The sequence below is a fragment of the Pseudomonas sp. FW305-96 genome (assembly GCF_058783825.1).
The window spans coordinates 67,967-93,169 of record NZ_JBYSYW010000019.1 but is presented as its reverse complement, the minus strand read 5'-3'; the positions used below and the strand labels follow the sequence as shown (position 1 = coordinate 93,169).

The window sequence follows — 25,203 nt, the reverse complement described above, 5'->3', positions numbered from 1 at the left end:
ACATCGACAGACACCATCAACATGAGGGAAACTCAACATTTCTGAGCTGTCTGCGCCCGAATATCGTTGGAGTTTCACCGTGCTGGAAATACGTCACTTGAAAACCCTTCACGCCCTGCGCGAAGCTGACAGTCTGGTGGAGGCCGCTGAACGGTTGCACCTGACGCAATCGGCGCTCTCCCACCAGTTCAAGGAACTGGAGGAACGCCTGGGCCTGCCCCTGTTCGCGCGCAAGACCAAGCCGATCCGCTTCACCAGCGCCGGCCTGCGCCTGCTGCAACTGGCCGACGCCACCCTGCCCCTGCTACGTGGCGCCGAGCGTGATATCGCCCGCCTGGCCGGCGGCACCGCCGGGCGCCTGCACATGGCAATCGAGTGCCACAGCTGCTTCCAGTGGCTGATGCCGACCATCGACCAGTTCCGCGACGCCTGGCCGGAAGTGGAGCTGGACCTGGCCTCGGGCTTTGCTTTCGCCCCCTTGCCGGCCCTGGCCCGTGGCGACCTCGACCTGGTGGTGACGTCCGATCCGGTGGACCTGGCCGGCATCACCTACGTGCCATTGTTCACCTACGAAGCCATGCTCGCCGTGGCCAACCAGCACCCGTTGTCCGGCAAGCCCTACATCGTGCCCGAGGACCTGCTCGACCAGACCCTGATCACCTACCCGGTGGAACGCGACCGCCTGGACATCTTCACCCGCTTCCTGGAGCCGGCCGACATCGAGCCGGCCGCGGTGCGCACCTCGGAGCTGACGGTGATGATGATGCAACTGGTGGCCAGCGGTCGTGGCGTATGCGGCATGCCGCACTGGGCCCTGCACGAGTACAGCTCGCGGGGTTATGTGAAGGGCAAGCGACTGGGCGACAAAGGGTTGTTTGCCACGCTTTATGCAGCGGTGCGCACCGACATGCTCGATGCGCCGTACATGCGTGACTTCCTGCTGACCGCCAAGGACACCTCGTTCGCCACCCTCGACGGGGTCAGCGCGGTGCGTTGAGGCCTGCGCGCCACAGCGGCAGGATCAGGTCGCGGGTCAGCGGCGCCAGGTTCAGCGTGTTCGTCTGGTCGAGGGCCAGCCAGATGACCTCTTCGATTTCCGCCGCCGGAGCCACCGCCTCGCGGCACTCGACACGGAACAGTTCGGCCTGGACCTCAAATCCCGGTTCGTTGGCGGCCGGGGCGCTGAAGCGGCCCAGGTGGATGGCCTGGGCGGGATCGACATGCAACCCCAGTTCCTCGTGCAGCTCACGCACCAGCGCCTGCGCCGGCGACTCGCCCGGGTCGATCTTGCCACCCGGCTGCATGAAGGCCAGGGTGTCGCGCTTGCGTACCAGCAGCGTCCGCCCTTGGGGGTCGATGAGCAGGGCGGCGGCGATTCGAATGGTCTTGGGCATGCTGGACACTCGGTTTACTGAGGTTGCGCAGGATACCTGACAGGGCCCTGTCGCGGGGCAAGTCGCAGCGGCGAACCGCTGCTCCCACGAGTACTCGACAGGGCCAGAACAGGCAGACGAACGGCCCCTTGTCATTCCTCTGCTTACCCGCCATAACCAACCCATGAACCTGCCCGCCCAGCTCCACCCGGTGCTCGACCTGTTCCACCCCGCCGTCGCCACCTGGTTCCGCCAGCGCTTTGCCACGGTCACCGAGGCCCAGGCCGGCGCCTGGCCGCTGATCCATGCCGGCCAATCGATGCTGCTGGCCGCGCCGACCGGCTCGGGCAAGACCCTCAGCGCCTTCCTCGCGGTGCTCGACGAGTTGTTCCGCCAAGGGTTGGAACACGGCGGCGCGCTACCCGCGCAAACCCAGGTGGTCTATGTGTCGCCGCTCAAGGCGCTGTCCAATGACATTCGCCTCAACCTCGACGCCCCGCTCACGGGCATTAGCCACCAGTTCGCACAGCTCGGTCTCCAGGCCCCGCGCATCACCACCGCCGTGCGCACCGGCGACACTCCCCAGAAAGACCGCGCCGCCATGCGCAAGCTGGCACCGCACATCCTGGTGACCACGCCGGAATCACTGTATGTGCTGATGGGCTCGGCCTCCGGCCGCCAGGGGCTGGCCAGTGTGCACACGGTGATCGTCGACGAGATCCACGCCCTGGCCGGCAACAAGCGTGGCTGCCACCTGGCGCTGACCCTGGAACGCCTGCAAGCCCTCGCTGGCCGACCTTTGAGACGTATCGGCCTGTCAGCGACCCAGCGGCCTGTGGAGCGCGTGGCGCAGTTTCTAGTTGGCCACGAACGGCCCTGCGCCATTGTCGATATCGGCCATGTCCGCAAACGCGACCTGGCTCTGGAAGTGCCGCCCGTGCCACTGGGCGCGGTGATGGCCACCGATGTCTGGAGCCTGGTCCACGACCGCCTCGCGGTCCTCGCCCGCGAGCACCGCACCACGCTGGTGTTCGTCAACACCCGACGCCTGGCCGAGCGCCTGACGCGCCACCTGGGTGAACGCCTGGGCAACGACGCGGTCGCCGCCCATCATGGCAGCCTGGCCAAGGAGCATCGCCTGGCTGCCGAGCAGCGGCTCAAGGCCGGCGAACTGCAGGTGCTGGTGGCCACCGCGTCGCTGGAGCTGGGCATCGATATCGGCGATGTCGACCTGGTCTGCCAGATCGCCTCGCCCGGCTCGATTGCCGCGTTCCTGCAGCGGGTCGGACGCTCCGGCCACCAGGTCGAGGGCATCCCCAAAGGCCGCCTGTTCCCCACCTCGCGGGATGACCTGATCGAATGCGTGGCGTTGCTCGACTGCGTGCGCCAGGGCGAGCTGGACGCACTGCACATTCCCCACGCGCCACTGGACGTGCTGGCCCAGCAGATCGTCGCCGAAGTCAGCAACCAGCCGTGGGCCGAGCGCGCCTTGTTCGACCTGCTGCGCCAGGCCACACCTTATACCGAGCTGGACGAGAGCCATTACCTGGCCTTGCTGCGCATGCTCGCCGAGGGCTACAACGGCCGCCAGGGGGTGCGCGGCGCCTACCTGCACCGCGATGCGGTGAACGGCACCCTGCGTGGGCGTCGCGGCAGCCAGCTGACCGCGCTGACCAGCGGCGGCACCATCCCCGAAACCGCTGACTACACCGTGCTGCTCGAACCCCAGGCGTTGAACATCGGCAGCGTTAACGAGGATTTCGCCGTCGAGAGCATTGCCGGCGATATCTTCCAGCTGGGCAACGCATCGTACCGCATCCTGCGCGTCGAGCCTGGGCGGGTGCGGGTCGAGGATGCCCACGGCTTGCCGCCGACCATCCCGTTCTGGCTCGGCGAGGCGCCCGGGCGCAGCGACGAGCTGTCCGCCGCGGTGGCCCGGCTGCAGCAGCGCATCGACCAGCAATTGCAGGCCGGCGACGCTAAACAGGTGCTGGCCTGGCTCCAGGCAACTTATGAACTGGACGAAGCCTGCGCCAGCCAACTGCTGGACTACCTCGGCCGCACCTGGCAGGTGCTCGGCGCCCTGCCCTCGCAGCAGACACTGGTGATGGAGCGCTTTTTCGACGAGTCCGGCGGTACCCAACTGATCATCCACTCACCCTTTGGCAGCCGTATCAACCGCGCCTGGGGGCTGGCCCTGCGCAAGCGCTTCTGCCGCACCTTCAACTTCGAACTGCAGGCGGCGGCCAGCGAGGACGCCATCGTGCTGTCACTGTCCACCAGCCACAGTTTCGACCTGGACGAGGTGTGGCGCTACCTGAACAGCCGCAGTGCCGAAGCGATCCTGATCCAGGCATTGCTCGACGCCCCGCTGTTCGGCGTGCGCTGGCGCTGGAATGCCGCCGTGGCCATGGCCCTGCCGCGTTACGTGGGCGGTCGCAAGGTGGCGCCGCAGATCCAGCGCATGAAAAGCGAGGACCTGGTGGCCTCGGTGTTCCCCGACCAGCTCGCCTGCCTGGAGAACATCGTCGGCGAGCGGCAGATCCCCGATCATCCATTGGTCGAGCAGACCCTCGACGACTGCCTGCACGAGGCCATGGACAGCGAAGGCTGGCTGGCGCTGCTGCGGCGCATGGAGCGCGGAGAAGTAGACCTGCTCAGCCGCGACCTGCCAGCCCCCTCGCCGCTGGCCTCGGCGATTCTCAATGCCCGCCCCTACACCTTCCTCGACGATGCGCCGCTGGAAGAACGGCGCACCCAGGCGGTGCTCAACCGACGCTGGAGCGACGTGCACAACGCCGACGACCTGGGCGCGCTGGACGCCGACGCCATTGCCGCGGTGCGGGCCGAAGCCTGGCCGCGTGCCGGCAACGCCGACGAAATGCATGAGGCGCTGATGAGCCTGGGGGCCGTGACCGAGGACGAAGTAGATGCCAATGACGCCTGGCGCGACCTGTTGCAGCAATTGGCCAAGGCGGGCCGGGCTTGTCAGCTGGATACGGGCGAACACCGTCTGTGGCTGGCCCGCGAGCGCCAGCAGGCCCTGTTGACGCTGTACCCGGATGCTCGCCTGGAACCGGACATGCCGCTATTGCCGGGCTATGACGTGCCCGTCGACAGCGATACCGCCCTCACGGAACTGCTGCGCTGCCGCCTCGATGGCTTTGGCCCGATGACGCTGGAGCAGATCGCGACACCTCTGGCGCTGAAGGCCGGCGACTGCGAACAGGCCCTGGCCCGCCTGGAGGGCCAGGGCCTCGTGATGCGTGGCCATTTCAGCCCCGGCCAGACGCGCCTGCAATGGTGCGAACGGCACCTGCTGGCGCGCATTCATCGCTACACGGTCAAACGCCTGCGCCAGGAGATCGAACCGGTCAGCCTGCAGGACTACCTGCGCTTCCTGTTCGACTGGCAGCACGTGAGCGGCGAAGCCCGCCTGCGTGGGCCGCAGGCGGTGCCCGAGGTGCTCGCCCAGTTGCAAGGCTTTCCCGCCGCCGCCGGGGCCTGGGAAAGCGACCTGCTGCCGGCGCGGATCAAGGACTACAGCCCCCACTGGCTCGATGACGCCTGTCGCAGCGGCCAGTGGGCCTGGAGTCGGCTGGCGGCGACGCTGGCGGCCAGCACCCTGGCCAGCACGCCCCTGGTGCTGCTGCCGCGCGAGCACCTGGGGTTGTGGCGCAGCCTCACCCCCGCGCCCGACCTCGAACAGCTGGGCGCCCGCGCGCAGCGAGTCCTGCAAGCCTTGCAGGAGCAAGGCGCGCTGTTCTTCGACGAACTGGTCCATGAAGCCCGCCTGTTGCCCAGCGAGCTAGAGTCGGCGCTGCAGGAACTGGTGGGCTCGGGCCTGGCCAGCGCCGACGGTTTCAGCGGCCTGCGCAGCCTCATCAGCCCAGCGGCCAGGCGCAGACCGCGCACCAGCCGGCGCGGGCACCCTGCGCTGTCGAGCAGCATGGTCCATGCCGGGCGCTGGGCCTTGCTGCGCCGCTCGGCCACCACGGTCGACAGCGACCAGCGCCTGGAACATGTGGCCCGCAGCCTGCTGCGCCGCTATGGCGTGGTGTGCTGGCGCCTGCTGGAGCGCGAGAGCGATGTGCTGCCCGCTTGGCGCGCACTGCTGCGCTGCTATCAGCGTCTCGAGGCACGAGGCGAGATCCGCGGGGGGCGCTTCATTGCCGGGCTGGCGGGCGAGCAGTTCGCCCTGCCCGAAGCGGTAGGATTGCTGCGCCAGGTGCGCAACCGCGCGCTGGGCGGGGAACTGGTGGTGGTCAGCGGCTGCGATCCCCTTAACCTGGTCGGCACACTGTTGCCGGGAACGAAAGTGCCGGCAGTGGCGGGCAATCGGCTGCTGTACCGCGATGGGGTGCCAGTCGCCAGTCGCGTGGCAGGGAAGTACCTGTTTGCGGTCGAAGCATCGGCCAGCGAACAGGACCATTGGCACCAGCTTCTGTTGCGCGATGCAGCAACCTAGGGAGCGGCGGTTCAGCCCTTGGCCTGAAAACCGGCGAAGCGCTTGTTGAACCCGGCCACCCGCCCTTCCACCGTGGTCTTGCGCTGCTGCCCGGTGTACACCGGATGCGAAGCGCTGGACACATCCAGCGCGACGTAGGGGTAGGTCTGGCCATCGCTGTGCACCTGGGTGCGGTCGGTATTCACCGTAGAGCCGATCAGGAAGTACACATCGGCAGCCGTGTCGTGGAACAGCACCGGGCGATAATCGGGATGAATGCCAGCTTTCATGACGCAATCTCCTGGGAAGCACATTAGATACTTTATAACATATCATAACGCGAATGATTTTCGATACCCGAATTTTCATTTTTGTGCCGCCCGGTACGCTGGCAAAACGCCGCCCAACCGGGCTATGGTCGGCCTTTGCCCAGGCCCCTGAGCCTGACCGAGCCATCCGCAAGGACCCCGTATGAGCCTGTCACTTCTCAGCCGTTACGCCTTCTTCGCCGCCTGCGTGCTGTTCACCTTCGCCAGCCTGCCCTTCCTCGCCCACGACTGGCTGTGGCCGTTCGCCCTGACCACCGGCGTACTGAGCCTGATCGGCGTGTTCGACCTGCTGCAGCAGCGCCACGCGGTACGCCGCAACTATCCGATCCTCGGCAATATCCGCTACCTGGTCGAGGGCATCCGCCCGGAGATCCGCCAGTACCTGCTGGAGTCCGACAGCGATGCGCTGCCCTTCTCCCGGGCCCAGCGCTCGCTGGTGTATGCCCGGGCCAAGAACGAGGCCTCGGACAAACCCTTCGGTACCTTGATCGATGTGTACGAGTCGGGCTTCGAGTTCATCGGCCATTCCATGCGCCCCGCGCCGCTGGCCGACCCGGCCGCCTTTCGCGTCGTGGTCGGCGGCCCGCAATGCACCCAGCCGTACTCCGCGTCGATCTTCAACATCTCGGCCATGAGCTTCGGCTCGCTCAGCGCCAACGCCATCCGGGCCCTGAACCAGGGCGCCAAGCTGGGCAACTTCCACCACGACACCGGCGAAGGCAGCATCAGCCCCTACCACCGCGAACACGGCGGCGACCTGGTCTGGGAGCTGGGCAGTGGCTACTTCGGCTGCCGCACCGCGGATGGCCGTTTCGACCCCGAGCGCTTCGCTGCCCAGGCGCAGAGCCCGCAGGTACGGATGATCGAGATCAAGATGAGCCAGGGCGCCAAGCCCGGCCACGGCGGCATCCTGCCCAAGCACAAGGTGACCCAGGAGATCGCCGAGACCCGCGGCATCCTCATGGGTGAGGACTGCATTTCGCCGTCGCGTCACAGCGCCTTTTCCACGCCGGTCGAAATGATGCAGTTCATCGCCCAGTTGCGTGAACTGTCCTGTGGCAAGCCGGTGGGCTTCAAGTTCTGCCTCGGCCACCCGTGGGAGTTCATGGGCATTGCCAAGGCCATGCTGGAAACCGGCATCCTGCCCGACTTCATCGTCGTCGACGGCAAGGAAGGCGGCACCGGCGCCGCCCCGGTGGAGTTCACCGACCATATCGGCGTGCCGCTGCGCGAAGGCCTGCTGTTCGTGCACAACACCCTGGTGGGCCTGAACCTGCGCGACAAGATCAAGCTCGGCGCCAGCGGCAAGATCGTCAGCGCGTTCGACATCGCCAGCGTGCTGGCCATCGGCGCCGACTGGGCCAACTCGGCGCGCGGCTTCATGTTCGCCATCGGCTGCATCCAGTCGCAAAGCTGCCACACCAACAAATGCCCGACCGGCGTGGCCACCCAGGACGCCCTGCGCCAGCGCGCATTGGTGGTGCCGGACAAGGCCCAGCGGGTGTTCAACTTCCATCACAACACCCTGCGCGCCCTGGCCGAAATGCTCGCCGCCGCGGGGCTGGAGCACCCCGCGCAACTGGAGGCCAAGCACCTGGTGCGGCGCATCTCGGCTACCGAGATCAAGCTGTTCTCGCAGATGCATGTGTTCCTCAAACCGGGGGAGTTGCTCACCGGCGAGGTCAACGGACAGTTCTATTCGCGGATGTGGCAGATGGCGCGGGCCGACAGTTTCGAACCACAAGCAGCCTGACGCCGCTTAATGGTTAGCGATTGGCTCGTTCAGGCGCTACGAACAGCAGTGCCCTGAACGAACCTTCGACGATCTCATCCGTTTTCACCCACTCATCAATCGGCAACTGTGTCGTATTCACAGCCCCAGGCTGGGTAATCAGCCAAAGGCGCTTGAAGTGGTGTAGCAGATCCTGTGGCTTGGCGATGTAAAGCTCATTTGAACGTTGATAGAACAACGTCAACGTACCGAACGTCGTTGCGGCCTGCCCGCTTGGATCGGGTTCAACAGGGGTGAAGAAAAAAGTGGGCTGCCCCGTAGCGTTGTAGTAATCGATAGACAAATAAGCCCTTTTACGGTCCCCCATCACTGCATCACCAGGGCGCCACCGCTCATTCACCTGAGCCATGATGGCGCCCAGATCGCCGCCTGGCTTGGCCTGGTAATTGTACAGATTGGCCAACCCGACGAACTCAACGAACAGACACCCCACAAGCGCCAACGACACTATTGGCTTGGGCCCGATGTCCATGGCGATAGCCATGACCAGGGGCAGCCCCAAAAAGGCGAAAAACAGATAGCGATTGATGTACAGCGGCATCACATACGAGGCCAGCCACAGCACGAAAATGGGGACAAAGCAGTAACTGAGCAGCAGGACACTCGGCTGACCGGGCGCCACGACACGGCGCAGGACACGCAGCGAAGCCAGAACAATGAAAAACGCCAGCACGACGCTGAAAACATCGGAGTATCGAGTGACGACACTGAGGGTGAAAGCTCTCCAGAACGATTGCGGAATGCTGATTACCGAGGTGGGGTAATTGACGATCCAACCTACCAGCTCGCGATGTCCCAGTTGCTGATACAACACCGGCAGCCAGGGCAGATAAGCAATGACCATCAGCAAATGTCCCAGCCACCATACGCGGGACAATACGAGCGTCCGTCCCTGCGCGTCCTTGCTCAACGACAGATAAAGCCAGTTGGCCAACGCACACAACGCTGAAAAATAATGGGTGTACATGGCGGCGACCATTAACAAGCAGTAGGCCACCAGGTAGATGTTCTTCTGCCTGCTTACCCATTGCCACAACATGTACAGGGCCGTTAGCAGCAGCAGGCCAAGTAACGCGTACATCCGCACTTCCTGGCTGTAACGCACCCCTATCGGAAACAGCGCCAACAGCAATCCGGCGATCACCGAGGCCCGCCAAGACGCCAACTGCCGGGTTAGCAGCATGCCGATACCGACCGTAGCGACGCCCGCGCAAACGCTGAGACTACGCACCGCCAGTGGTTCACTGCCGAACCAGTGCATCCAGTAGTGCAGAATCAGATAATAGAAAGGTGGGTGAACATCCCGGGCGGTGTGAAACAGAATCTGCCCAGGTGACAAGCGGCTGAGTAACACACTGAACGCTTCATCCAGCCAGATAACCGGCAACGTAAGCTGATGCAGCCGTACCGCCGTACCTATCAGCAGAATCGCCAGCACCACACAGATCTTTGCAGCACCGTGCCAACGTAGCGAAACAGTCATTGTTCGTCCTTGCCCGCTTTCAGGCCCCGCTCAGGCTGACCATGCCTGGGGCATCAGGTCACGCCCGCTACAGGTTGGGTATACCTAGCGTGACCGATACCTTAGCCAGGACCTGGAAACTATTCTGCTGGTAAAAATGCCAGTTGACGCACAGCCTGCCCGGCGATGCCCACAAAAACGAAGCCCCGGCACTGGCCGGGGCTTCGTTCATCAGGAGGCGGTACTCACCGCGCCCTCGGCCTCTTTAGGCGCCAGGCGGAAGGTGTAGTACAGCGCCGTCAGCAGCACCAGGAACGCCGGGCCGATGTACAGGGCCACGCGGGTGTCCGGGAAGTACGCCATCAGGCCCACCACCAGCACCAGGAACGCCAGCGCCAGGTACGAGCTCAGCGGCCACAGCCACATGCGGTACTTCAGCGCATTGCGCTCGGCGGTGGTGAGCCCGGCGCGGAACTTCAACTGCGCCAAGAGGATCATCACCCAGGTCCAGATCGCGCCGAAGGTGGCGATGGAGGTCACCCAGACGAACACTTTCTCCGGCACCAGGTAGTTGGCCAGGACACCCAGCAGCAGCGCGGCGATGGACAGCAGCAGCGCATTGCGCGGCACGCCGTTCTTCGACGTGCGGGCAAAGGTGGCCGGGGCCTGGCCGTTCTGCGCCAGGCTGTAGAGCATGCGCCCGGTGCTGAAAATGCCGCCGTTGCATGACGACAGCGCCGCGGTAATCACCACGAAGTTGATGATGCCGGCGGCAGTCTTGATGCCGAGGCGCTCGAAGGTCATCACGAACGGGCTGCCCTGGCTGCCGATCTCGTTCCACGGGTAGATCGACAGGATCACGAACAGCGCGCCCACGTAGAACAACAGGATGCGCCAGAACACCGAGCCAATGGCCTGGGGGATGGTCTTCTGCGGGTTGCGCGCTTCGCCGGCGGTCAGGCCGATCATCTCCACGCCCAGGTAGGCGAACATCACCATCTGCAGCGACATCAGCACGCCAGTCACGCCGTTGGGCATGAAACCGCCGTTGCTCCACAGGTTGGAGACGCCCATGGCCACACCGTCGTTGCCGAAGCCGAAGGCGATGATGCCGATGCCGCCGAGCACCATGGCGATGATGGTGACGATCTTGATCAGGGCGAACCAGAACTCGAACTCGCCAAACGCCTTGACCGCGATCAGGTTGATCGCGCCCATGCTGCCCAGGGCCATCAACGCCCAGATCCAACGTGGCACATCGGGGAACCAGATGCCCATGTAGATGGCCACCGCGGTGATCTCGGCGACGCAGGTCACCAGCCACAGGAACCAGTAGTTCCAGCCGGTCAGAAAGCCCGCCAGCGGGCCGAGGTAGTCTTGGGCGTAGCGGCTGAACGACCCGGCGACCGGGTTGTGCACGGCCATCTCGCCAAGGGCGCGCATGATCACCAGGATGGCCAGGCCACCGATGATGTAGGAGAGCATGATGGCGGGGCCGGCCATTTCGATGGCCTTGGCCGAACCGAGGAACAGGCCGACGCCGATACAGGCGCCGAGGGCCATCAGACGGATGTGCCGTTCGCCCAGCTCGCGCTTGAGCGGGCCGCCCTGGGCGGACTCGCCTTGGGCAGGGTGGTTGCCGACTGGCATAGCAATACAACCTCATTTTGTTATTGGATTTGACCTTCGTGCAGCACCGGCCCTGCCGATAGGCGGGGCGTCGTCTTGCCAGGCGGCCTTGTGGACCGGCCTGTCCACCGGGGCCAAGGGCGCCGACGGGTCGAAGGGGGCGAGCAGTATAGGAAGCCGCTTGCAGGGCTTTTCACTATATACAGCAGGAAATTTGGCGAGAATTCTCGGCCAGATAGCCTTTACCGGAGGGGCATCCTAGCCTCGCTCCGCCCATGCACAGGAATGGGGCAGCTACCTTAGCAACATTGCCGAAGAATGGAAGCCGCACCAAAGGCGCATGTTCATGCGTGATTCCCCGAAGCTTCTTACAAATTTTTCACCAAACTCGGCCACCGTCTAAGCTTCAGACAAGCAACGCGAAAACACCTGGCCGGACTCAAGACTATGGGCGCACTGTGGCAATCGGAACCAACCAGAACGGAAGCACCCAAAGAAGCTCAGGCTGAAGCCCCCTTGTCCAAGACCCCACGTCAGCGCCGTCTGTGGTGGCGCCTGATCCTGCTTATCCTGCTGGTGGCACTGGTGGCGATAGGTATGGCCGCCTACGACGAATTCCAGACCTCGCGCCTGCAGTCCCGTGAATTCAGCCGCCTGGCCGGTACCCTGACCTATGCCCTGGAGCCCGGCCCGAGCGATGCCATCGTCTACCCGGGCGACGGCCCGTTCGACAAACGCCTGGGCTACAGCGCCCTGGGCGAGTTCCTGCCACGGCTGCTCAAGCGCGACTACCTGATCAACCAGCAGGCGCGCTTTTCCCCGGCGTTGATGAACTACGTCGATCACGGCCTGTTCGTGCCATACGTGGAAAAAATCCAGGCCGGCCTGTCGATCACCGACTGCCGCGGCGACATGCTCTACCAGTACAACTACCCGCAGCACCTGTACCCGAACTTCGCAGCGATCCCGCCGGTGATGGTCAACAGCCTGCTGTTCATCGAGAACCGCGACCTGCTCGACCCGAAGGACCCGCAAAACAACCCGGCGGTGGACTGGCCACGCTTCGCCAAGGCGGCCTACAGCCAGGTGGCCAAGTACCTGGCCCTGCCCGGCCAGTCGGCCGGTGGCAGCACCCTTGCCACCCAGCTGGAAAAATATCGCCACTCGCCGGACGGGCTGACCGTCTCCGGCGCCGAGAAAATCCGCCAGATGATCTCCGCCAGCGTGCGCGCCTACCAGGGCGGCCCCGACACCACCGAGGCCCGCGAACGCATCGTGCGCGACTACCTCAACAGCGTGCCGCTGTCGGCGGTCCCTGGCCACGGTGAGGTGCACGGCATGGCCGAAGGCCTGCGGGTGTGGTACGGCGCCGACTTCGATCAGGTCAACCAGGCGCTCACCTCCACGGCCACCGATGACAAGAGCATGGCCGAGCGCGGCCTGGCCCTGCGCCAGGTGCTGTCGCTGATGATCGCCCAGCGCCGCCCTTCGCATTACCTGTCCAAGGGCCGCATCGAACTGGCGGAACTGACTGATTCGCACATCCGGGTACTCGCCGCCAACGCTGTCATCGACCGTCCACTGGCCGACGCCGCCCTGGCCAGCAAGGCGGTGTACCGCGACTGGGTAGCCCAACCGACCATCGTGCCGATTATCACCAACAAGGGCATCAGCCTGGCCCGCAACCGCCTGGCGGCGATGCTCAACCGGCCGCTGTACGACCTCGACCGCCTCGACCTGTCGGCCACCAGCACCCTGCAGGCCGACCTGCAGGTGCAGGTCAGTCAGTACCTGAAGAACCTCGCCGACCCGGCGTTCGCCGCACAGCTCGGCCTGATCGGCGAACGCCTGCTGACCAGCAAGACCACCGACCAGGTCAGCTACAGCTTCACCCTGTTCGAACGCACCGCCGACGGCTCGCGGGTGCGGGTGCAGACCGACAGCACCAACCAGCCCTTCGACATCAACGAAGGCAGCAAGCTCGAACTGGGCTCCACCGCCAAGCTGCGGGTGCTTACCACCTACCTGGAAATCGTTGCCGAGCTGCACGACAAGTACGCCGGCAAACCCGCTGCCGAACTGAAGAAAGTCCCGGTGGCCGAACTCGACCGCATCAGCCAGTGGTCACTGGAATGGCTGATGCAGAACGGCAAGAACCAGAGCCTGGACGCCATGCTCGACGCAGCCCTTGAGCGCAAGTACTCGGCCAACACCGGCGAAGCCTTCTTCACCGGTGGCGGCATGCATGTGTTCAACAACTTCCGCAAGGAAGACAACAACCGTAACCCGACCCTAAAGGACGCCCTGCGCGAATCGATCAACCTGCCGTTCATCCGCCTGATGCGCGACATCGTGCGCTACGTCACCTACCAGCAGCCGTTCAACCGCGAACCGCTGCTAAGGGACGACAGCGACCCGCGCCGCCAGGAATACCTGGCGCGTTTCGCCGACCGCGAAGGCTCCAACTACACCATGCGCTTCTGGAAGAAATACCAGCGCAAGACCTCGCAGCAGCGCCTGGACACCTTCCTCGACAGCATGCGCGTGACCCCCCAGCGCCTGGCCGCGGTGCACCGCTACCTGTTCCCCGAGGCCGGCCAGGAAACCTTCAACGCCTTCGTCCGCGCCCACAGCAAGGACGACAAGAAGGCCATGGCCAAGCTCACCGACGGCCGCCTGGTGGAGATGTACGAGGCCTATGGCCCAGGCAAGTACGACCTGCCCGACCAGGGCTACATCGCCAAGGTCCACCCGTTGGACCTGTGGCTGCTCGGCTACCTGCTGAAAAACCCGGGCGCCTCGCTCAAGGACGCTCTCAACGCCAGCCGCTTCGAACGCCAGGAGGTCTACAGCTGGCTGTTCAAGAGCCGCCACCAGGGCGCCCGCGACAGCCGCATCCGCACCATGGTCGAGATCGAGGCGTTCACCGACATCCACCAGCGCTGGAAGCGCGTGGGTTATCCGTTCGACCACCTGGTGCCGTCGCTGGCCACCGCCATCGGCAGCTCCGGCGACCGGCCGGCCGCCCTCTCCGAACTGGTCGGGATCATCCAGAACGATGGCGTGCGCCTGCCGACCCTGCGCATCGACACCTTGCACTTCGCCCAGAACACCCCGTACGAGACGCAACTGATCAGCGACCCGGACCGCGGTCAGCGGATCTTGCCCGTCGAGGTCGCCCGGGCGCTCAAGGGCGCGATGTCGCAAGTGGTCGATGCCGGCACCGCGCGTCGTATCTCCGGCAGCTTCAAACTGCACGACGGCACGCCACTGGTGATGGGCGGCAAGACCGGCACCGGCGACAACCGCATCGAAAGCTTCGGCGCCGGCGGCCGGCTGATCGGCTCGCGCTCGCTGAACCGCACCGCCACCTTCGTGTTCTTCCTCGGCGACAACCACTTCGGCACCCTCACCGCGTTCGTTCCGGGGCGCACGGCCGAGGCCTTCACCTTCACCTCGGCACTGCCGGTGCAGGTTCTCAAGGGCATGGCGCCGATCCTCATGCCGTACCTGGAACCAGGCAACCCAACCGCCTGCAAGGCGCCACAGGTGGCGGGCCAGTCGTGAATCATCAAAAAACCAGATGATAATCATCTGCATTTGAAGGCTTGTCTTTAGATATATCTTGAGTAATATCTTGCGATATATCTAAACAGACGGAGCCCTCTCCATGCGTGACCATGATCCCTTCGAACGCCGCCCCGGCCGCGGCGAACGTGGCCCACGGGTATTCGCCCCGGGCGACCTGAAACTGCTGATGCTGTCGATGCTGGCCGAGCAACCGGGGCACGGCTACGACCTGATCCGTCAGATCGAGAGCCTCTTCGACGGCAGCTACAGCCCCAGCCCCGGGGTGATCTACCCGACCCTCAGCTACCTCGAGGAAGCCGAGCTGGTCACCGGCGCCATCCAGGGCAGCAAGCGCCTTTACGCCATCACCGACGCCGGTCGCAGCGCCCTGGCAGAACAGGCCGTCGCCCTCGACGGCGTGCGCATGCGCATCGAGGTGAGCAAGCGTGCCTTGCGCGGCCATGACCGCCCCGCAGAAATCCATGAAGCCGTCGGCAACCTGCGCCATGCCCTGCACATGCACAGCGGCCGCTGGAGCGCCGAAGAGATCGAGCGGGTGCGCGACCTGCTCAACGACACCGCCAAGGCCATCGCCTCCGGGCCGGCCATCCCTGTTACGGAGAACACCCCATGAGTGCCACGATCCATCGCGTCAACCACGAGATCCGCCAACGCCGCCTAGACGTGCTGCGGGTCACCGACCTGACCCCGCGCATGCGCCGCATCACCCTGGGTGGCGCGGAGCTGGCGGGCTTCGCCAGCGTCGGCAGCGACGACCACATCAAGCTGCTGTTCGCCTGCACGCCCGAAGAGCAGCAGGCCATCGACGCCCGCAACCTCGGTCGCGACGGCGGCGCCCGACCGACCATGCGCGAGTACACGCCACGGCGCATCGACCTGGCGAACCTTGAACTGGATATCGACTTCGTCCTGCATGGCGACGGCCCCGCCTCCACCTGGGCCGCGCAGGCGGCGCCAGGGCAGACCCTGGACATTGCCGGCCCACGCGCCTCGATGGTGGTACCGGACATCTTCGACAGCTACCTGCTGATCGGTGACGAAACCGCAATCCCGGCCATCGCCCGGCGCCTTGAAGAATTGCCGGCGGGGCGCCAGGTGCTGGCGGTGATCCAGATCGAGGATGAGCATGAGCGCCAGGCACTGGCCAGCAAGGCGCAGGTCGAGGTGATCTGGGTGCGCCGGCATGCAGAAGACCTGCTGGAGCAGATCAAGCGCCTGGCGCTGCCCCAGGGCCGGCTGTATGGCTGGGTGGCGCTGGAGAAGGCACTGACCCGGCAGGCCAAGGCGCTGCTGCTGGAAAAGGGCGTGCAGGAAGACGCCCTCAAGGCTGCCGCCTACTGGCGGGCCGACGGCACTGCCGACGACGAATGACGCCGGCCGGGCCTGTGGCAGCGGGCAAGCCCGTTGCCAGGGGGTGCCGCTACTGTACCTTCTGTTACTGCAGCTCCTGCTGCGGCGTCTCCTGTCCGGCGCAGCGCACCGCACGCTTGCGGTTGTCCACCAGCACGCCGGTCAGCCCTTTCTGCTGGGTATCGAACAGCACCAGCACGCCGTCGATGCATTGCGCCACCTGCGGCGCCGGGGTCAGCGAGAGCTTGTAGTCCTCGCCGGGAATGGTCTTGAGCATGGTGAAGTCCTGCAGCAACAGGGCGTCCTCAGGCTTGGCGAAATGCAGGTAGCCGTAGTACCAGAGGGCTCCCACCGTCACGATGATGCTGCCGACACCGGTCAGGATCAGCGGGATGGCGTTGCGTTCTTCACTCATTGCTTGTTCTTCTCGTCAGGGTAGTTGGGGACTTCGGCCAGACGGCGCAGGCCGTTGAAGTGCGAGGGGTCGTCCAAAAAGCGCAGCATCACCTGGCGCCAGGTCGGGTCGGCGAAGGTCTGCACATGATCGCCACGGGTCAGTTGCAGCACCCGCGGCGGCGGTGCATGCCGGTACAGGCGCAGGCCGTTGTCCAGCGGCACCAGGTTGTCGTCGATGCTGTGGAAGAACAGCTTTGGCGGACTGTCCAGGCGCTCGATCGAGTGGATCGCGCTGTCGCCGTCGGGCACCAGCCACGACAGCGGTACCTGCAACGGCCAGGTCATCCACGAGGTACTCAGGGCGTAACGTCCCACGGCCCGGTAGCTGGCCGGCACACCGTCGAAAACCAGAGCGCTGAAACGGCGACGCTGCTCAGGGTACTGTGCGAGGTAGTGAATGGCCATCGCCCCGCCGAGGCTCTGGCCCAGCAGCACCAGCGGCTTGCCTTGCACCTGGGGAGCGGTGCGCAGCCAGTCCAGCGCCGCGCCGATGTCGCCATACACCTCGGGCAGGGTCGGCTTGCCCTGGGACAGGCCGTACCCGCGATAGTCGAGCATCAGCACCTGGTAGCCCTCTTTCGGCAGCCAGTAGCTGCCGCCCAGATGCCAGGCCAGGTTACCGCCGTTGCCATGCAGGTGCAGCACGGTGCCCTTGACCTCGACACCCTGCGGCACCGGGATCCACCAGCCGTGCAGGCGCGTGCCGTCGGCGGCGGTGAGGCTCACGTCCTGATACTGCAAATGTGCCTGTGCCGGGGTGAACGGCTGGCCCGGCTCGGGGTAGAACAGCAGGTTGCTGCAGCCCCCCAGCAGCAGCAAACCGAGGCCGAAGGCGAGGTGACGGCAGGCGTCAGAGAATGTTCGCGTAGTCGGCTTCAATACGGTCCAGGCTCAGGTGGTTGAGGAAGTTGGAGAAGCACATCCACGCCGACAGCGCGTTGAGGTCACGGAACTGTTCCGGCAGGTACTTGGGCGGCTCCACCAGCCCCTCTTCGACCAGCTGACGCAGCGTGCGCATGTCTTCCAGGGTGGTCTTGCCGCAGAACAGCAGCGGGATCTGCTCGAGCTTGCCCTTCTTCACGGCCAACTGAATGTAGTTGTAAACCATGATGAAGCCCTTGAGGTAGGACAAGTCCTTGGTGAACGGCAGGCCGTTGGGCACCGAACCACGGAACACCCGGCTGGCGTTGCTGTAGCTCTGGCCCATCTCGAAGCCCTGGCCACGGAAGAACTCGAAGACCTGCAGGAAGTCCGCCCCTTCCTCGACCATGTGGATGGCCCGGGTGCGGTTGGTGAGCTTGCGCAGGCGGCTGGGGTAGGAGGCGAAGGCGATCACTTCCATGAGAATCGCCAGGCCCTCCTGGGTCACCGTCGACGAGGGCGGTCCTTTGGCCAGGAAGGTGCAGATCGGCTGGTTCAGGCCATTGAGGGTGGTGCCGACATGCACCAGCCCTTCGTGCACCTCCAGAGCTCGTACGTCGCGGCTGTTGAACATGGCGTCGGCGCGCACCTTGATGTAGTCGGCGCCGGCCGCGGCGTCGGCGACGATACCGTCGGACTCGAACACGCGGATGGTTTCCTCGGCTTCGCCGAACACCTTGTTCAGGCGACGCTGGAGAATCTCCACCGCTTCCTTGGCGGTGAGGTTCTTCGGCTCGTCCTTCAAGTCGCCGCGGCCGTCGATGTTGTTCAGGTAGTCCGAGAGCATCAGGCCCAGGTCGGCCAGGGTCGGGTCACCGGCGTGGAAGGCATCGGAGGCGGCGCCGTAGAGCTCTTGGGAAATCAGGCCGAAATCCTCGGTGCCTCGCGCCTCAAGCATGCGCACCACCATGCGGTACTCCTTGCACATGCGCCGCATGATCTGCCCGACCGGGTTGAACTGGCCCAGTTGTCGGGTGATGTCGCGCTCGATGCTCTGGAACTCGGCTTTCACCGCACTGGAGTCGAACGACAACGGCCGGTTCTGGTAATAGGCGCGATCTACCGCAGGCGGCTCCTTGCCCTTGGCCTTGAGGAAGCCCTGGCGGATGCCGTCGTCCCATTTCACCGCGTCGAGCACGCGGATCGGCGTCTGCGTGGCGACAATGCGATCGGACAGGCTGCGGATAGTTTGCTGGTATTCGTCCACCGGGGACTCCTTGAATCGAAATGCCTTGCAACCAACGTAGCCGGGGCCGCCTTGCGGCCCTTTCGCCGGCAAGCCGGATCCCACAGAAAACGCTGCACAACATGTGGGAGCCGGCTTGCCGGCGATGAAGCCAACGCAGTCCACGCTACTTACCGGAACGCTGGAACCGCGCCACTTCAACAAACAGGTCCGAATTGGCCGGGTCGTCCAGATAGGCCAGAACCCGCTCGGTCGGGCTGTCGATAAGAATGCCCTGGCCGTTATCTTCCGGCACTTCAGTACTGCGCCCGCTTAACTCCTTCTCGTCCACTGCCTGCTGGACCTGCTCGACATCGAGGTTGTAGACCACCAGCTGCTTGCCGTCGATCACCTCGAAGCCGCCAATCAGGAAGTTGCCGCCCAGCCGCTTGGGCACGCCCGCCGACAGGTACCAGCGGTTGCCGTGCCGGGCCACGGTGAAGACGTACTCTTCGGGCGCCTTGCCCTGAGCACGGGCCACTGCCTTGTAGGCATTGCCACCGGCGCGGCTGATACTCAGCTTGAGTGGCTGGCCCCAGGCATCCTTGCTGCTCCACTGGCCGAGCAAGGCTTTAGGCGCCGCCTGGTTGGCCGGCAGCGGTTCGTCGAAGGTCACCAGACAACCGCCCAGCAGGAGGAATGACAAGGTCAACAACACCACACGCCAGGCTTTCATCAGGTTCTCCTTGAAAAATCGTTCGCCACTCAGGCCGAGGCCAGCACCATCTGCAGGTATCGGACAAGGATAGCGAGCATCTGCTCATCGGCCTGCGCATTCGCATCCTTGAGCAGGCCCTGATATTCCATCTGCTCGATAATCGCCGTCAACATCTGGGCATCCTGCTCCGGCTGGCGCGAGCCGACCACCTGCAGTATCTGGCGCGCGCCATGCAGCAGGATCTGCTCGTGGGCCTGCACCAGTTCGGCCAGGCGCGGGCACAGCAGCGCCTCCTGGCGGAAGGCCTGTTCGGCCATGAGGAAGTCGCGGCGGTTGTTCAGTTGGCGCAGCACGTAGTCGGCCAGCATGCGCGCCACTTCATCGGCCAGGTGCGCCCGCGCCTCGTGGCTGCCGTCGCCCTGGGCCAGCAACTGGCGCAGCACGCCTTCGGTGTTGGTCCAGAGCTTGGCCATGTAGGCCGCGCTGCGCTCGACGTACTGGGCGAAGGTGTCGGCCAGCAGGTCCTGGATATCCTTGAAATAGTAGGTGGTGGCCGACAACGGCACGCTGGCCTCGGCGGCCACGGCGCGGTGGCGCACGCCGCGCACGCCATCGCGCACGACGATGCGCATGGCAGCGTCGAGGATCTGCTGACGGCGTTGCTCGCTGCCCTGTCGGGCGGTCTTGCGACCTTGGTACTGCACGCTTTCGGCGACGGCGGTGGCGATGCCGGCGGCGCCCTGGTGGGGCATGGCGGGGGTCACGGGGCGGTACCTCATAGTTCGAGTCATCTGCTGCCTGTACCGGCCCTATCGCGGCTGAAGCCGCTCCTACAGGACAGCGGATACCTGTAGGAGCGGCTTCAGCCGCGATAGGGCCGGTACTGACAACATAAAGCTTCAGGCAAGAAAAAGCCGCCTCGAAAGGCGGCTTGTTCAGATCACTCAGGCCTGCGGACGCATGTGCGGGAACAGGATCACGTCGCGGATCGACGGCGAGTTGGTCAGCAGCATCACCAGGCGGTCGATGCCGATGCCTTCACCGGCGGTCGGCGGCATGCCGTACTCCAGGGCACGGACGAAATCGGCGTCGTAGTGCATGGCTTCGTCGTCACCGGCGTCCTTCTCGGCCACCTGAGCCAGGAAGCGCTCGGCCTGGTCTTCGGCATCGTTGAGCTCGGAGTAGGCGTTGGCGATCTCGCGGCCACCGATGAACAGTTCGAAGCGGTCGGTCACGGCCGGGTTGTCGTCGTTGCGACGGGCCAGCGGCGAGACTTCGAACGGGTACTCGGTGATGAAGTGCGGCTGCTCCAGCTTGTGCTCGACCAGCTCTTCGAAAATCATCACCTGCAACTTGCCCAGGCCTTCATGGCCCAGCACCTTGGCGCCGGCCTTCTTGGCGATCTCGCGGGCGCGGTCGACGTCCTGCAGGTCGGCAGCGGTGAGCTCCGGGTTGTACTTGAGGATCGAGTCGAACACCGACAGGCGCACGAACGGCTCGCCGAAGTGGAACACCTTGTCGCCGTACGGCACGTCGGTGCTGCCCAGCACCAGCTGCGCCAGCTCGCGGAACAGTTCCTCGGTGAGGTCCATGTTGTCGCGGTAGTCGGCGTAGGCCTGGTAGAACTCGAGCATGGTGAATTCTGGGTTGTGACGAGTCGAAACGCCTTCGTTACGGAAGTTGCGGTTGATCTCGAACACTTTCTCGAAACCACCGACCACCAGGCGCTTGAGGTACAGCTCCGGGGCGATACGCAGGAACATGGCCATGTCCAGCGCGTTGTGGTGGGTTTCGAACGGCTTGGCCGCGGCGCCGCCGGGGATGGTCTGCAGCATCGGGGTTTCCACTTCGAGGAAGTCGCGCTCGATGAGGAACTTGCGGATGTGCGAGATCACCTGCGAACGCACACGGAAGGTGTGGCGGGTTTCCTCGTTGACCATCAGGTCGACGTAGCGCTGGCGGTAGCGCTGCTCGGTGTCGGTCAGGCCGTGGTGCTTGTCCGGCAGCGGGCGCAGCGACTTGGTCAGCAGGCGCACGTTGGTCATCTCGACGTACAGGTCGCCCTTGCCGGAACGGGCCAGGGTGCCTTCGGCGCTGATGATGTCGCCCAGGTCCCAGGTCTTGACCGCCGCCAGGGTCTCTTCCGGCAGGGTCTTGCGGTTGACGTAGACCTGGATGCGGCCGGTCATGTCCTGGATGACCATGAACGAGCCACGGTTGAGCATGATGCGACCAGCAACCTTGACCGGAATGGCGGCTGCTTCCAGCTCTTCCTTGGTCTTGTCCGCGTACTGTTTCTGCAGGTCGTTGCAGTAGCTGTCGCGACGGAAGTCGTTGGGGAAGGCGTTGCCCTTGGCGCGCTCGGCGGCAAGTTTTTCCTTGCGCAGCGCGATCAGGGTGTTTTCTTCCTGTTGCAGGTCTTGCGCTTCGGTCTTGAGGTCGCTCATGTCGTCATTCTTTCCATCAGGTATTCGTTGCCCCTGTCGGGCAGGGCACGCAAAACCGGGCAAAGGCCCGGTATTGCGGCGGTGGTGTGCGGTTTACAGCCCCTGCTTGAGGCTCGCTTCCAGGTACTCGTCGAGGTCGCCGTCGAGCACCTTCTGGCAGTCGCTGCGCTCGACACCGGTACGCAGGTCCTTGATGCGCGAGTCATCGAGTACATAGGAGCGGATCTGGTGACCCCAGCCGATGTCCGACTTGCTGTCTTCCAGGGCTTGCGAGGCGGCGTTGCGCTTCTGCATTTCCAGCTCGTACAACTTGGCCCGCAGCATTTTCATGGCGGTGTCCTTGTTGGCGTGCTGGGAACGTTCGTTCTGGCAGGCCACCACGGTGTTGGTCGGCACGTGGGTGATACGCACCGCCGAGTCGGTGGTGTTGACGTGCTGGCCACCGGCGCCGGAGGAGCGGTAGGTGTCGATGCGCAGGTCGGACGGGTTGATCTCGATCTCGACCTTGTCGTCGATCTCGGGCGAGACGAACACCGCCGAGAACGAGGTGTGGCGACGGGCGCCGGAGTCGAACGGGCTCTTGCGCACCAGGCGGTGCACGCCGATCTCGGTGCGCAGCCAGCCGAAGGCGTACTCACCCTTGATGTGCACGGTGGCGCCCTTGATGCCGGCGACTTCACCTTCGGAGAGTTCGATGATGGTGGCGTCGAAGCCGCGCTTGTCGGCCCAGCGCAGGTACATGCGCAGCAGGATGTTGGCCCAGTCCTGGGCCTCGGTGCCGCCGGAGCCGGCCTGGATGTCCAGGTAGGCGTTGTTCGGGTCCATCTCGCCGCTGAACATGCGACGGAACTCGAGCAGGGCGAGGGATTCCTCCAGCCCTTGCAGCTCGGTCTCGACATCGCCGACAGCGCCTTCATCGCCCTCTTCGACAGCCATGTCGAGCAGGTCCTTGCAGTCGGCCAGACCGTTGGCCAGCTTATCAAGCGTCTCGACCACCTGCGCCAGCATCGCGCGCTCACGGCCCAGGGCCTGGGCGTACTCTGGCTTGTTCCAGACAGCGGCGTCTTCCAGCTCGCGGTTTACTTCGACCAGACGATCATGTTTGTGATCGTAGTCAAAGATACCCCCGAATAGACTGGGAACGCTCGGTGAGGTCCTTGATGGTGTTCAGGATCGGTTGGATTTCCATGGGCGGGCAGCTCTCGTGCGAATTCGGTGAAAAGCCCGCGAGTATAACCGAGTCTGCGCCACGGCGGCAGACCCGCCGGGCGGTATCGCCGGGCGCAGGAGCCGTCACTGCCCACTGATTGAATCAACGACCGACCTTCACCCCTTCAGCGCCTTCTTGGGATAGATATCGTACCGGCTGGATTTGCCCTCGAGGCTGTGAGAAGGCTTGCCCCCCTCGATGATCGGCGCCTTGCGCGGCCGCTTGACCACCACCCGGTGGCTGGCCAGCGCCAGGGCGGCCTCGAGCAGGGCAGGCGCATCGAGGTCATCGCCGACCAGCGGCCTGAACACCCGCATCTCCTTCTTCACCAGCGCGCTCTTGTCGCGATGCGGGAACATCGGATCAAGGTAGATCACCTGCGGCGCCTCCCCCTCCCACGCACGCATGCGCTCGATGGCATTGCCCGTCAGCAGTTGCATGCGCGCGACGATCGGGCCGATTTCGGCATCCCCCCGCGCCCGCGCCAAACCGTCTTCCAGCAGCGCGGCAATCAACGGCTGGCGCTCGATCAGGGTCATCTCGCAGCCCAGGCTGGCCAGCACGAACGCGTCCTTGCCCAGCCCCGCCGTGGCATCGAGCACCCGCGGCCGCACGCCTTGGGCGATGCCGACCGCCTTGGCGATCATCTGCCCGTTGCCACCGCCGTACAGCCTTCGATGCGCCGCCTGCCCCTCGACGAAATCCACCCGCACAGGCCCGGGCGCCTGCGGCCCCAGTTGCTGGATCTGCAAGCCCTCGGCGCCCAGTTGCACGGCAAACTCCGCCGCCTCGTCAACCAGCGGCAAGCCCAGTCGCTGCGCCCATGCCTCGGCCTGCGCCTGGAATTGCGCGGCCAACGCCTCGACCCTGATACCCGCCGCCTGTTGTTGCTCTAACATCGATTCGCGCACTCGAAAAAAATTAATGTAACCCCGGCCAGAGCCGATACAGGCAATATCCCGCTATTCTGCCAGAGCACAACGCCCGCGACTGCCATGTCAGACACTCTTCCCATTGGCTTGACCTACTTGTCGCCCGTCGGCAACTACGGTCGACAGAATACCCAGGCACTGGGTGGCGTCAGCCACCTGTGGCAGGATTTCTTTGCCCGCGCCATGGCAGAGCAACAGGAAGGCGAAGTCGACGGTTTCAGCCAGGCGCTGATGCAGTGCGACCAGGAGAGCGGCGAACCGATCGGCGGCGCCCGTGCCCTGGCCCTGATCGATGCCCAGCGCGCCCTGCCGGTACACGACACCGAGGTGGCACCACCCGAGCCGCTGTTCCTGCCCAAGGCGGAACTCGAGGCCAAACTGCTGCCCCCTGCCCCTGAGCCCTTCGACACCGTCGAGTTGATCGAGCAGCAACGCCAGCTCGACATCGACAACAGCTGGGTGCGTCCAGTGGTCATGAGCCAGGGCCACCCCATCGCCGAGCCCGGCCCTGGCCCAACGCCACGCCCGCTGTTCCTGCCCATCGCCGAGTTCGAGACCGGCCTGCTCGACCCTGCGCCCGAGCCCTTCGACGACAGCACGCTGGCCAAGCAGCAGAACGACCTGGAGTTCGATATCCACTGGGCCCGCCCGGTAGTGCTGAACAACGTGCGCCTGCACGCCTGAACCTCAGCGGCAGATCTGCCAGAAGCCCATGTCCGCATGGAAGTGATTGTGGTGGGCGGCGTTGTAGTCCGGCCCCAGCACCGTGCTGAAGCTTGCGCACGCCGCCTCCTGCACCTGGCGCAGGAAGTCCGCCTTGCGCCCATCTCCCTGCCAGTCCCGCGCCAACACGATACGCTGGCCGTCCTGCAGGCGAAAACCACTGATATCCAGGGCATTGGCGCTGGCATGCTGGCTGAGCCGCCCTTGCTTGCGATGGTAGACGTTGCGGCAGGCAAAGCTGCCCAGGTGATCAACCTGGGTCACTGGCTGGCCGAACACCCGCTGCGCCGCCGGTTGCAACCCATGCACCTCGAACAGCGCATAGGCCACGGCCAGCGGGCAACTGGCGAGGAAGCTGCTGCTGAGCCGCGCCTGACCGCCTTCGACGCGCCAGACGTTGCGCAACGGGCAGTTGGCCGTCACCGGGCTGTCGCTTTGCTGCCGATAGCGCAATGACGAGGTCTGCAACGCCTGACGGCACAGCTCGGGGTCGGCGCGCAGGCGCGACAACTTGTAGGGTGTCAGCAGGTTCGGCGGCTGCCGCACATCCAGCACCGCCCACGGGTTCCAGGCATCCGCCGGGCGCCAACCGAGCCACCAGGCAACAAGCACGGCCAGCAGCAGACTGGCCAGTACGGTCAACGTCTTGCCCATGCGG

General features: G+C 64.9%; 20 protein-coding genes. 7 read left to right on the top strand and 13 right to left on the bottom strand.

Going from position 1 to position 25,203, the window contains the following annotated elements; genetic code table 11:
- Positions 1-79 precede the first annotated feature (79 nt).
- Complete coding sequence (metR, locus tag AC3WL2_RS15900; RefSeq protein ID WP_102685180.1) at positions 80-997, top strand: transcriptional regulator MetR; 918 nt, start codon at positions 80-82, stop codon at positions 995-997.
- On the opposite strand, the gene AC3WL2_RS15895 is transcribed toward metR, so the two are convergent.
- Positions 981-1,394, bottom strand: a complete 414-nt coding sequence (locus AC3WL2_RS15895; RefSeq protein WP_102685179.1) for an NUDIX hydrolase — start codon at positions 1,392-1,394, stop codon at positions 981-983. The genes metR and AC3WL2_RS15895 overlap by 17 nt on opposite strands.
- A 163-nt stretch (positions 1,395-1,557) precedes the next feature.
- On the opposite strand from AC3WL2_RS15895, the gene AC3WL2_RS15890 reads away from it, so the two are divergent.
- Positions 1,558-5,841 carry a DEAD/DEAH box helicase gene (locus AC3WL2_RS15890; RefSeq protein WP_102685178.1) on the top strand — a complete coding sequence of 1,428 codons (4,284 nt, stop codon included), beginning with the start codon at positions 1,558-1,560 and terminating at the stop codon, positions 5,839-5,841.
- Between the two features lie 11 nt (positions 5,842-5,852).
- On the opposite strand, the gene AC3WL2_RS15885 is transcribed toward AC3WL2_RS15890, so the two are convergent.
- Positions 5,853-6,110, bottom strand: coding sequence for a type B 50S ribosomal protein L31 (locus AC3WL2_RS15885; RefSeq protein WP_102685177.1), 258 nt, complete (start codon positions 6,108-6,110; stop codon positions 5,853-5,855).
- A 181-nt stretch (positions 6,111-6,291) separates the two neighbouring features.
- On the opposite strand from AC3WL2_RS15885, the gene AC3WL2_RS15880 reads away from it, so the two are divergent.
- Positions 6,292-7,902, top strand: coding sequence for an FMN-binding glutamate synthase family protein (locus AC3WL2_RS15880; protein ID WP_102685176.1), 1,611 nt, complete (start codon positions 6,292-6,294; stop codon positions 7,900-7,902).
- Positions 7,903-7,915: 13 nt separating this feature from the next.
- On the opposite strand, the gene AC3WL2_RS15875 is transcribed toward AC3WL2_RS15880, so the two are convergent.
- Positions 7,916-9,424, bottom strand: a complete 1,509-nt coding sequence (locus AC3WL2_RS15875) for a glycosyltransferase family 39 protein (protein WP_102685175.1) — start codon at positions 9,422-9,424, stop codon at positions 7,916-7,918.
- Between the two features lie 210 nt (positions 9,425-9,634).
- Positions 9,635-11,053, bottom strand: coding sequence for an amino acid permease (locus AC3WL2_RS15870; protein WP_102685174.1), 1,419 nt, complete (start codon positions 11,051-11,053; stop codon positions 9,635-9,637).
- Positions 11,054-11,479: 426 nt separating this feature from the next.
- On the opposite strand from AC3WL2_RS15870, the gene AC3WL2_RS15865 reads away from it, so the two are divergent.
- The 3 genes from AC3WL2_RS15865 to AC3WL2_RS15855 all read left to right on the top strand — a co-directional run bounded on the left by AC3WL2_RS15865 (position 11,480) and on the right by AC3WL2_RS15855 (position 15,994).
- Complete coding sequence (locus AC3WL2_RS15865; RefSeq protein ID WP_102685173.1) at positions 11,480-14,599, top strand: biosynthetic peptidoglycan transglycosylase; 3,120 nt, start codon at positions 11,480-11,482, stop codon at positions 14,597-14,599.
- Between the two features lie 103 nt (positions 14,600-14,702).
- The gene (locus tag AC3WL2_RS15860; protein ID WP_102685172.1) at positions 14,703-15,236 is read left to right on the top strand and encodes a PadR family transcriptional regulator; all 534 of its coding nucleotides are present in this window, start codon (positions 14,703-14,705) and stop codon (positions 15,234-15,236) included.
- Positions 15,233-15,994, top strand: a complete 762-nt coding sequence (locus AC3WL2_RS15855; protein ID WP_102685171.1) for a siderophore-interacting protein — start codon at positions 15,233-15,235, stop codon at positions 15,992-15,994. Before AC3WL2_RS15860 ends, AC3WL2_RS15855 begins: the two co-directional genes overlap by 4 nt.
- Positions 15,995-16,058: 64 nt before the next feature.
- Here AC3WL2_RS15855 and AC3WL2_RS15850 read toward each other — a convergent pair whose 3' ends face one another.
- The 8 genes from AC3WL2_RS15850 to AC3WL2_RS15815 form a co-directional block, all read right to left on the bottom strand.
- A complete protein-coding gene (locus tag AC3WL2_RS15850) occupies positions 16,059-16,388 on the bottom strand; it encodes a PA3694 family proteiin (RefSeq protein WP_023632434.1) in 330 nt (109 codons plus the stop codon).
- Positions 16,385-17,308 carry an alpha/beta hydrolase gene (locus tag AC3WL2_RS15845; RefSeq protein WP_102685170.1) on the bottom strand — a complete coding sequence of 308 codons (924 nt, stop codon included), beginning with the start codon at positions 17,306-17,308 and terminating at the stop codon, positions 16,385-16,387. The genes AC3WL2_RS15850 and AC3WL2_RS15845 overlap by 4 nt, the downstream gene beginning before the upstream one ends.
- Entirely contained in the window at positions 17,280-18,557 is a 1,278-nt protein-coding gene (locus AC3WL2_RS15840) for a flavohemoglobin expression-modulating QEGLA motif protein (RefSeq protein ID WP_023632436.1), read from the bottom strand. The genes AC3WL2_RS15845 and AC3WL2_RS15840 overlap by 29 nt, the downstream gene beginning before the upstream one ends.
- A gap of 145 nt (positions 18,558-18,702) precedes the next feature.
- Positions 18,703-19,251, bottom strand: a complete 549-nt coding sequence (locus tag AC3WL2_RS15835) for a LolA-like protein (protein ID WP_102685169.1) — start codon at positions 19,249-19,251, stop codon at positions 18,703-18,705.
- Positions 19,252-19,280: 29 nt separating this feature from the next.
- On the bottom strand, positions 19,281-19,985 hold the full coding sequence (locus AC3WL2_RS15830) for a TetR/AcrR family transcriptional regulator (protein WP_102685168.1): 705 nt from the start codon (positions 19,983-19,985) through the stop codon (positions 19,281-19,283).
- Between the two features lie 192 nt (positions 19,986-20,177).
- Positions 20,178-21,680, bottom strand: a complete 1,503-nt coding sequence (lysS, locus tag AC3WL2_RS15825) for a lysine--tRNA ligase (RefSeq protein ID WP_023630948.1) — start codon at positions 21,678-21,680, stop codon at positions 20,178-20,180.
- A gap of 93 nt (positions 21,681-21,773) precedes the next feature.
- Positions 21,774-22,869 (bottom strand): peptide chain release factor 2 gene (gene prfB, locus AC3WL2_RS15820; RefSeq protein ID WP_102684078.1). Its coding sequence is split into 2 segments (ribosomal slippage): positions 21,774-22,796 and positions 22,798-22,869, totalling 1,095 coding nucleotides; the frame shifts between segments, so codons are not numbered across the junction.
- Positions 22,870-23,006: 137 nt separating this feature from the next.
- Entirely contained in the window at positions 23,007-23,789 is a 783-nt protein-coding gene (locus AC3WL2_RS15815; RefSeq protein ID WP_102684077.1) for a class I SAM-dependent methyltransferase, read from the bottom strand.
- Between the two features lie 96 nt (positions 23,790-23,885).
- Here AC3WL2_RS15815 and AC3WL2_RS15810 point away from each other — a divergent pair, with 96 nt between their 5' ends.
- Positions 23,886-24,506 carry a hypothetical protein gene (locus tag AC3WL2_RS15810; protein WP_046854420.1) on the top strand — a complete coding sequence of 207 codons (621 nt, stop codon included), beginning with the start codon at positions 23,886-23,888 and terminating at the stop codon, positions 24,504-24,506.
- Positions 24,507-24,509: 3 nt separating this feature from the next.
- Here the strand turns inward: AC3WL2_RS15810 and AC3WL2_RS15805 are convergent, their stop codons facing one another.
- Complete coding sequence (locus AC3WL2_RS15805; RefSeq protein ID WP_102684076.1) at positions 24,510-25,199, bottom strand: extensin-like domain-containing protein; 690 nt, start codon at positions 25,197-25,199, stop codon at positions 24,510-24,512.
- Between the last annotated feature and the right edge of the window lie 4 nt (positions 25,200-25,203).

Excerpts from the sequence above, each read along its gene's own strand:
- AC3WL2_RS15875 (WP_102685175.1), bottom strand. The coding sequence starts at position 9,424 with ATGACTGTTTCGCTACGTTGGCACGGTGCTGCAAAGATCTGTGTGGTG.
- AC3WL2_RS15805 (WP_102684076.1), bottom strand. The coding sequence starts at position 25,199 with ATGGGCAAGACGTTGACCGTACTGGCCAGTCTGCTGCTGGCCGTGCTT.
- AC3WL2_RS15880 (WP_102685176.1), top strand. The coding sequence starts at position 6,292 with ATGAGCCTGTCACTTCTCAGCCGTTACGCCTTCTTCGCCGCCTGCGTG.
- AC3WL2_RS15885 (WP_102685177.1), bottom strand. The coding sequence starts at position 6,110 with ATGAAAGCTGGCATTCATCCCGATTATCGCCCGGTGCTGTTCCACGAC.
- AC3WL2_RS15815 (WP_102684077.1), bottom strand. The coding sequence starts at position 23,789 with ATGTTAGAGCAACAACAGGCGGCGGGTATCAGGGTCGAGGCGTTGGCC.
- AC3WL2_RS15870 (WP_102685174.1), bottom strand. The coding sequence starts at position 11,053 with ATGCCAGTCGGCAACCACCCTGCCCAAGGCGAGTCCGCCCAGGGCGGC.
- lysS (WP_023630948.1), bottom strand. The coding sequence starts at position 21,680 with ATGAGCGACCTCAAGACCGAAGCGCAAGACCTGCAACAGGAAGAAAAC.
- AC3WL2_RS15830 (WP_102685168.1), bottom strand. The coding sequence starts at position 19,985 with ATGCCCCACCAGGGCGCCGCCGGCATCGCCACCGCCGTCGCCGAAAGC.
- AC3WL2_RS15890 (WP_102685178.1), top strand. The coding sequence starts at position 1,558 with ATGAACCTGCCCGCCCAGCTCCACCCGGTGCTCGACCTGTTCCACCCC.
- AC3WL2_RS15865 (WP_102685173.1), top strand. The coding sequence starts at position 11,480 with ATGGGCGCACTGTGGCAATCGGAACCAACCAGAACGGAAGCACCCAAA.
- AC3WL2_RS15895 (WP_102685179.1), bottom strand. The coding sequence starts at position 1,394 with ATGCCCAAGACCATTCGAATCGCCGCCGCCCTGCTCATCGACCCCCAA.
- AC3WL2_RS15855 (WP_102685171.1), top strand. The coding sequence starts at position 15,233 with ATGAGTGCCACGATCCATCGCGTCAACCACGAGATCCGCCAACGCCGC.
- AC3WL2_RS15835 (WP_102685169.1), bottom strand. The coding sequence starts at position 19,251 with ATGAAAGCCTGGCGTGTGGTGTTGTTGACCTTGTCATTCCTCCTGCTG.
- AC3WL2_RS15850 (WP_023632434.1), bottom strand. The coding sequence starts at position 16,388 with ATGAGTGAAGAACGCAACGCCATCCCGCTGATCCTGACCGGTGTCGGC.
- AC3WL2_RS15860 (WP_102685172.1), top strand. The coding sequence starts at position 14,703 with ATGCGTGACCATGATCCCTTCGAACGCCGCCCCGGCCGCGGCGAACGT.
- AC3WL2_RS15810 (WP_046854420.1), top strand. The coding sequence starts at position 23,886 with ATGTCAGACACTCTTCCCATTGGCTTGACCTACTTGTCGCCCGTCGGC.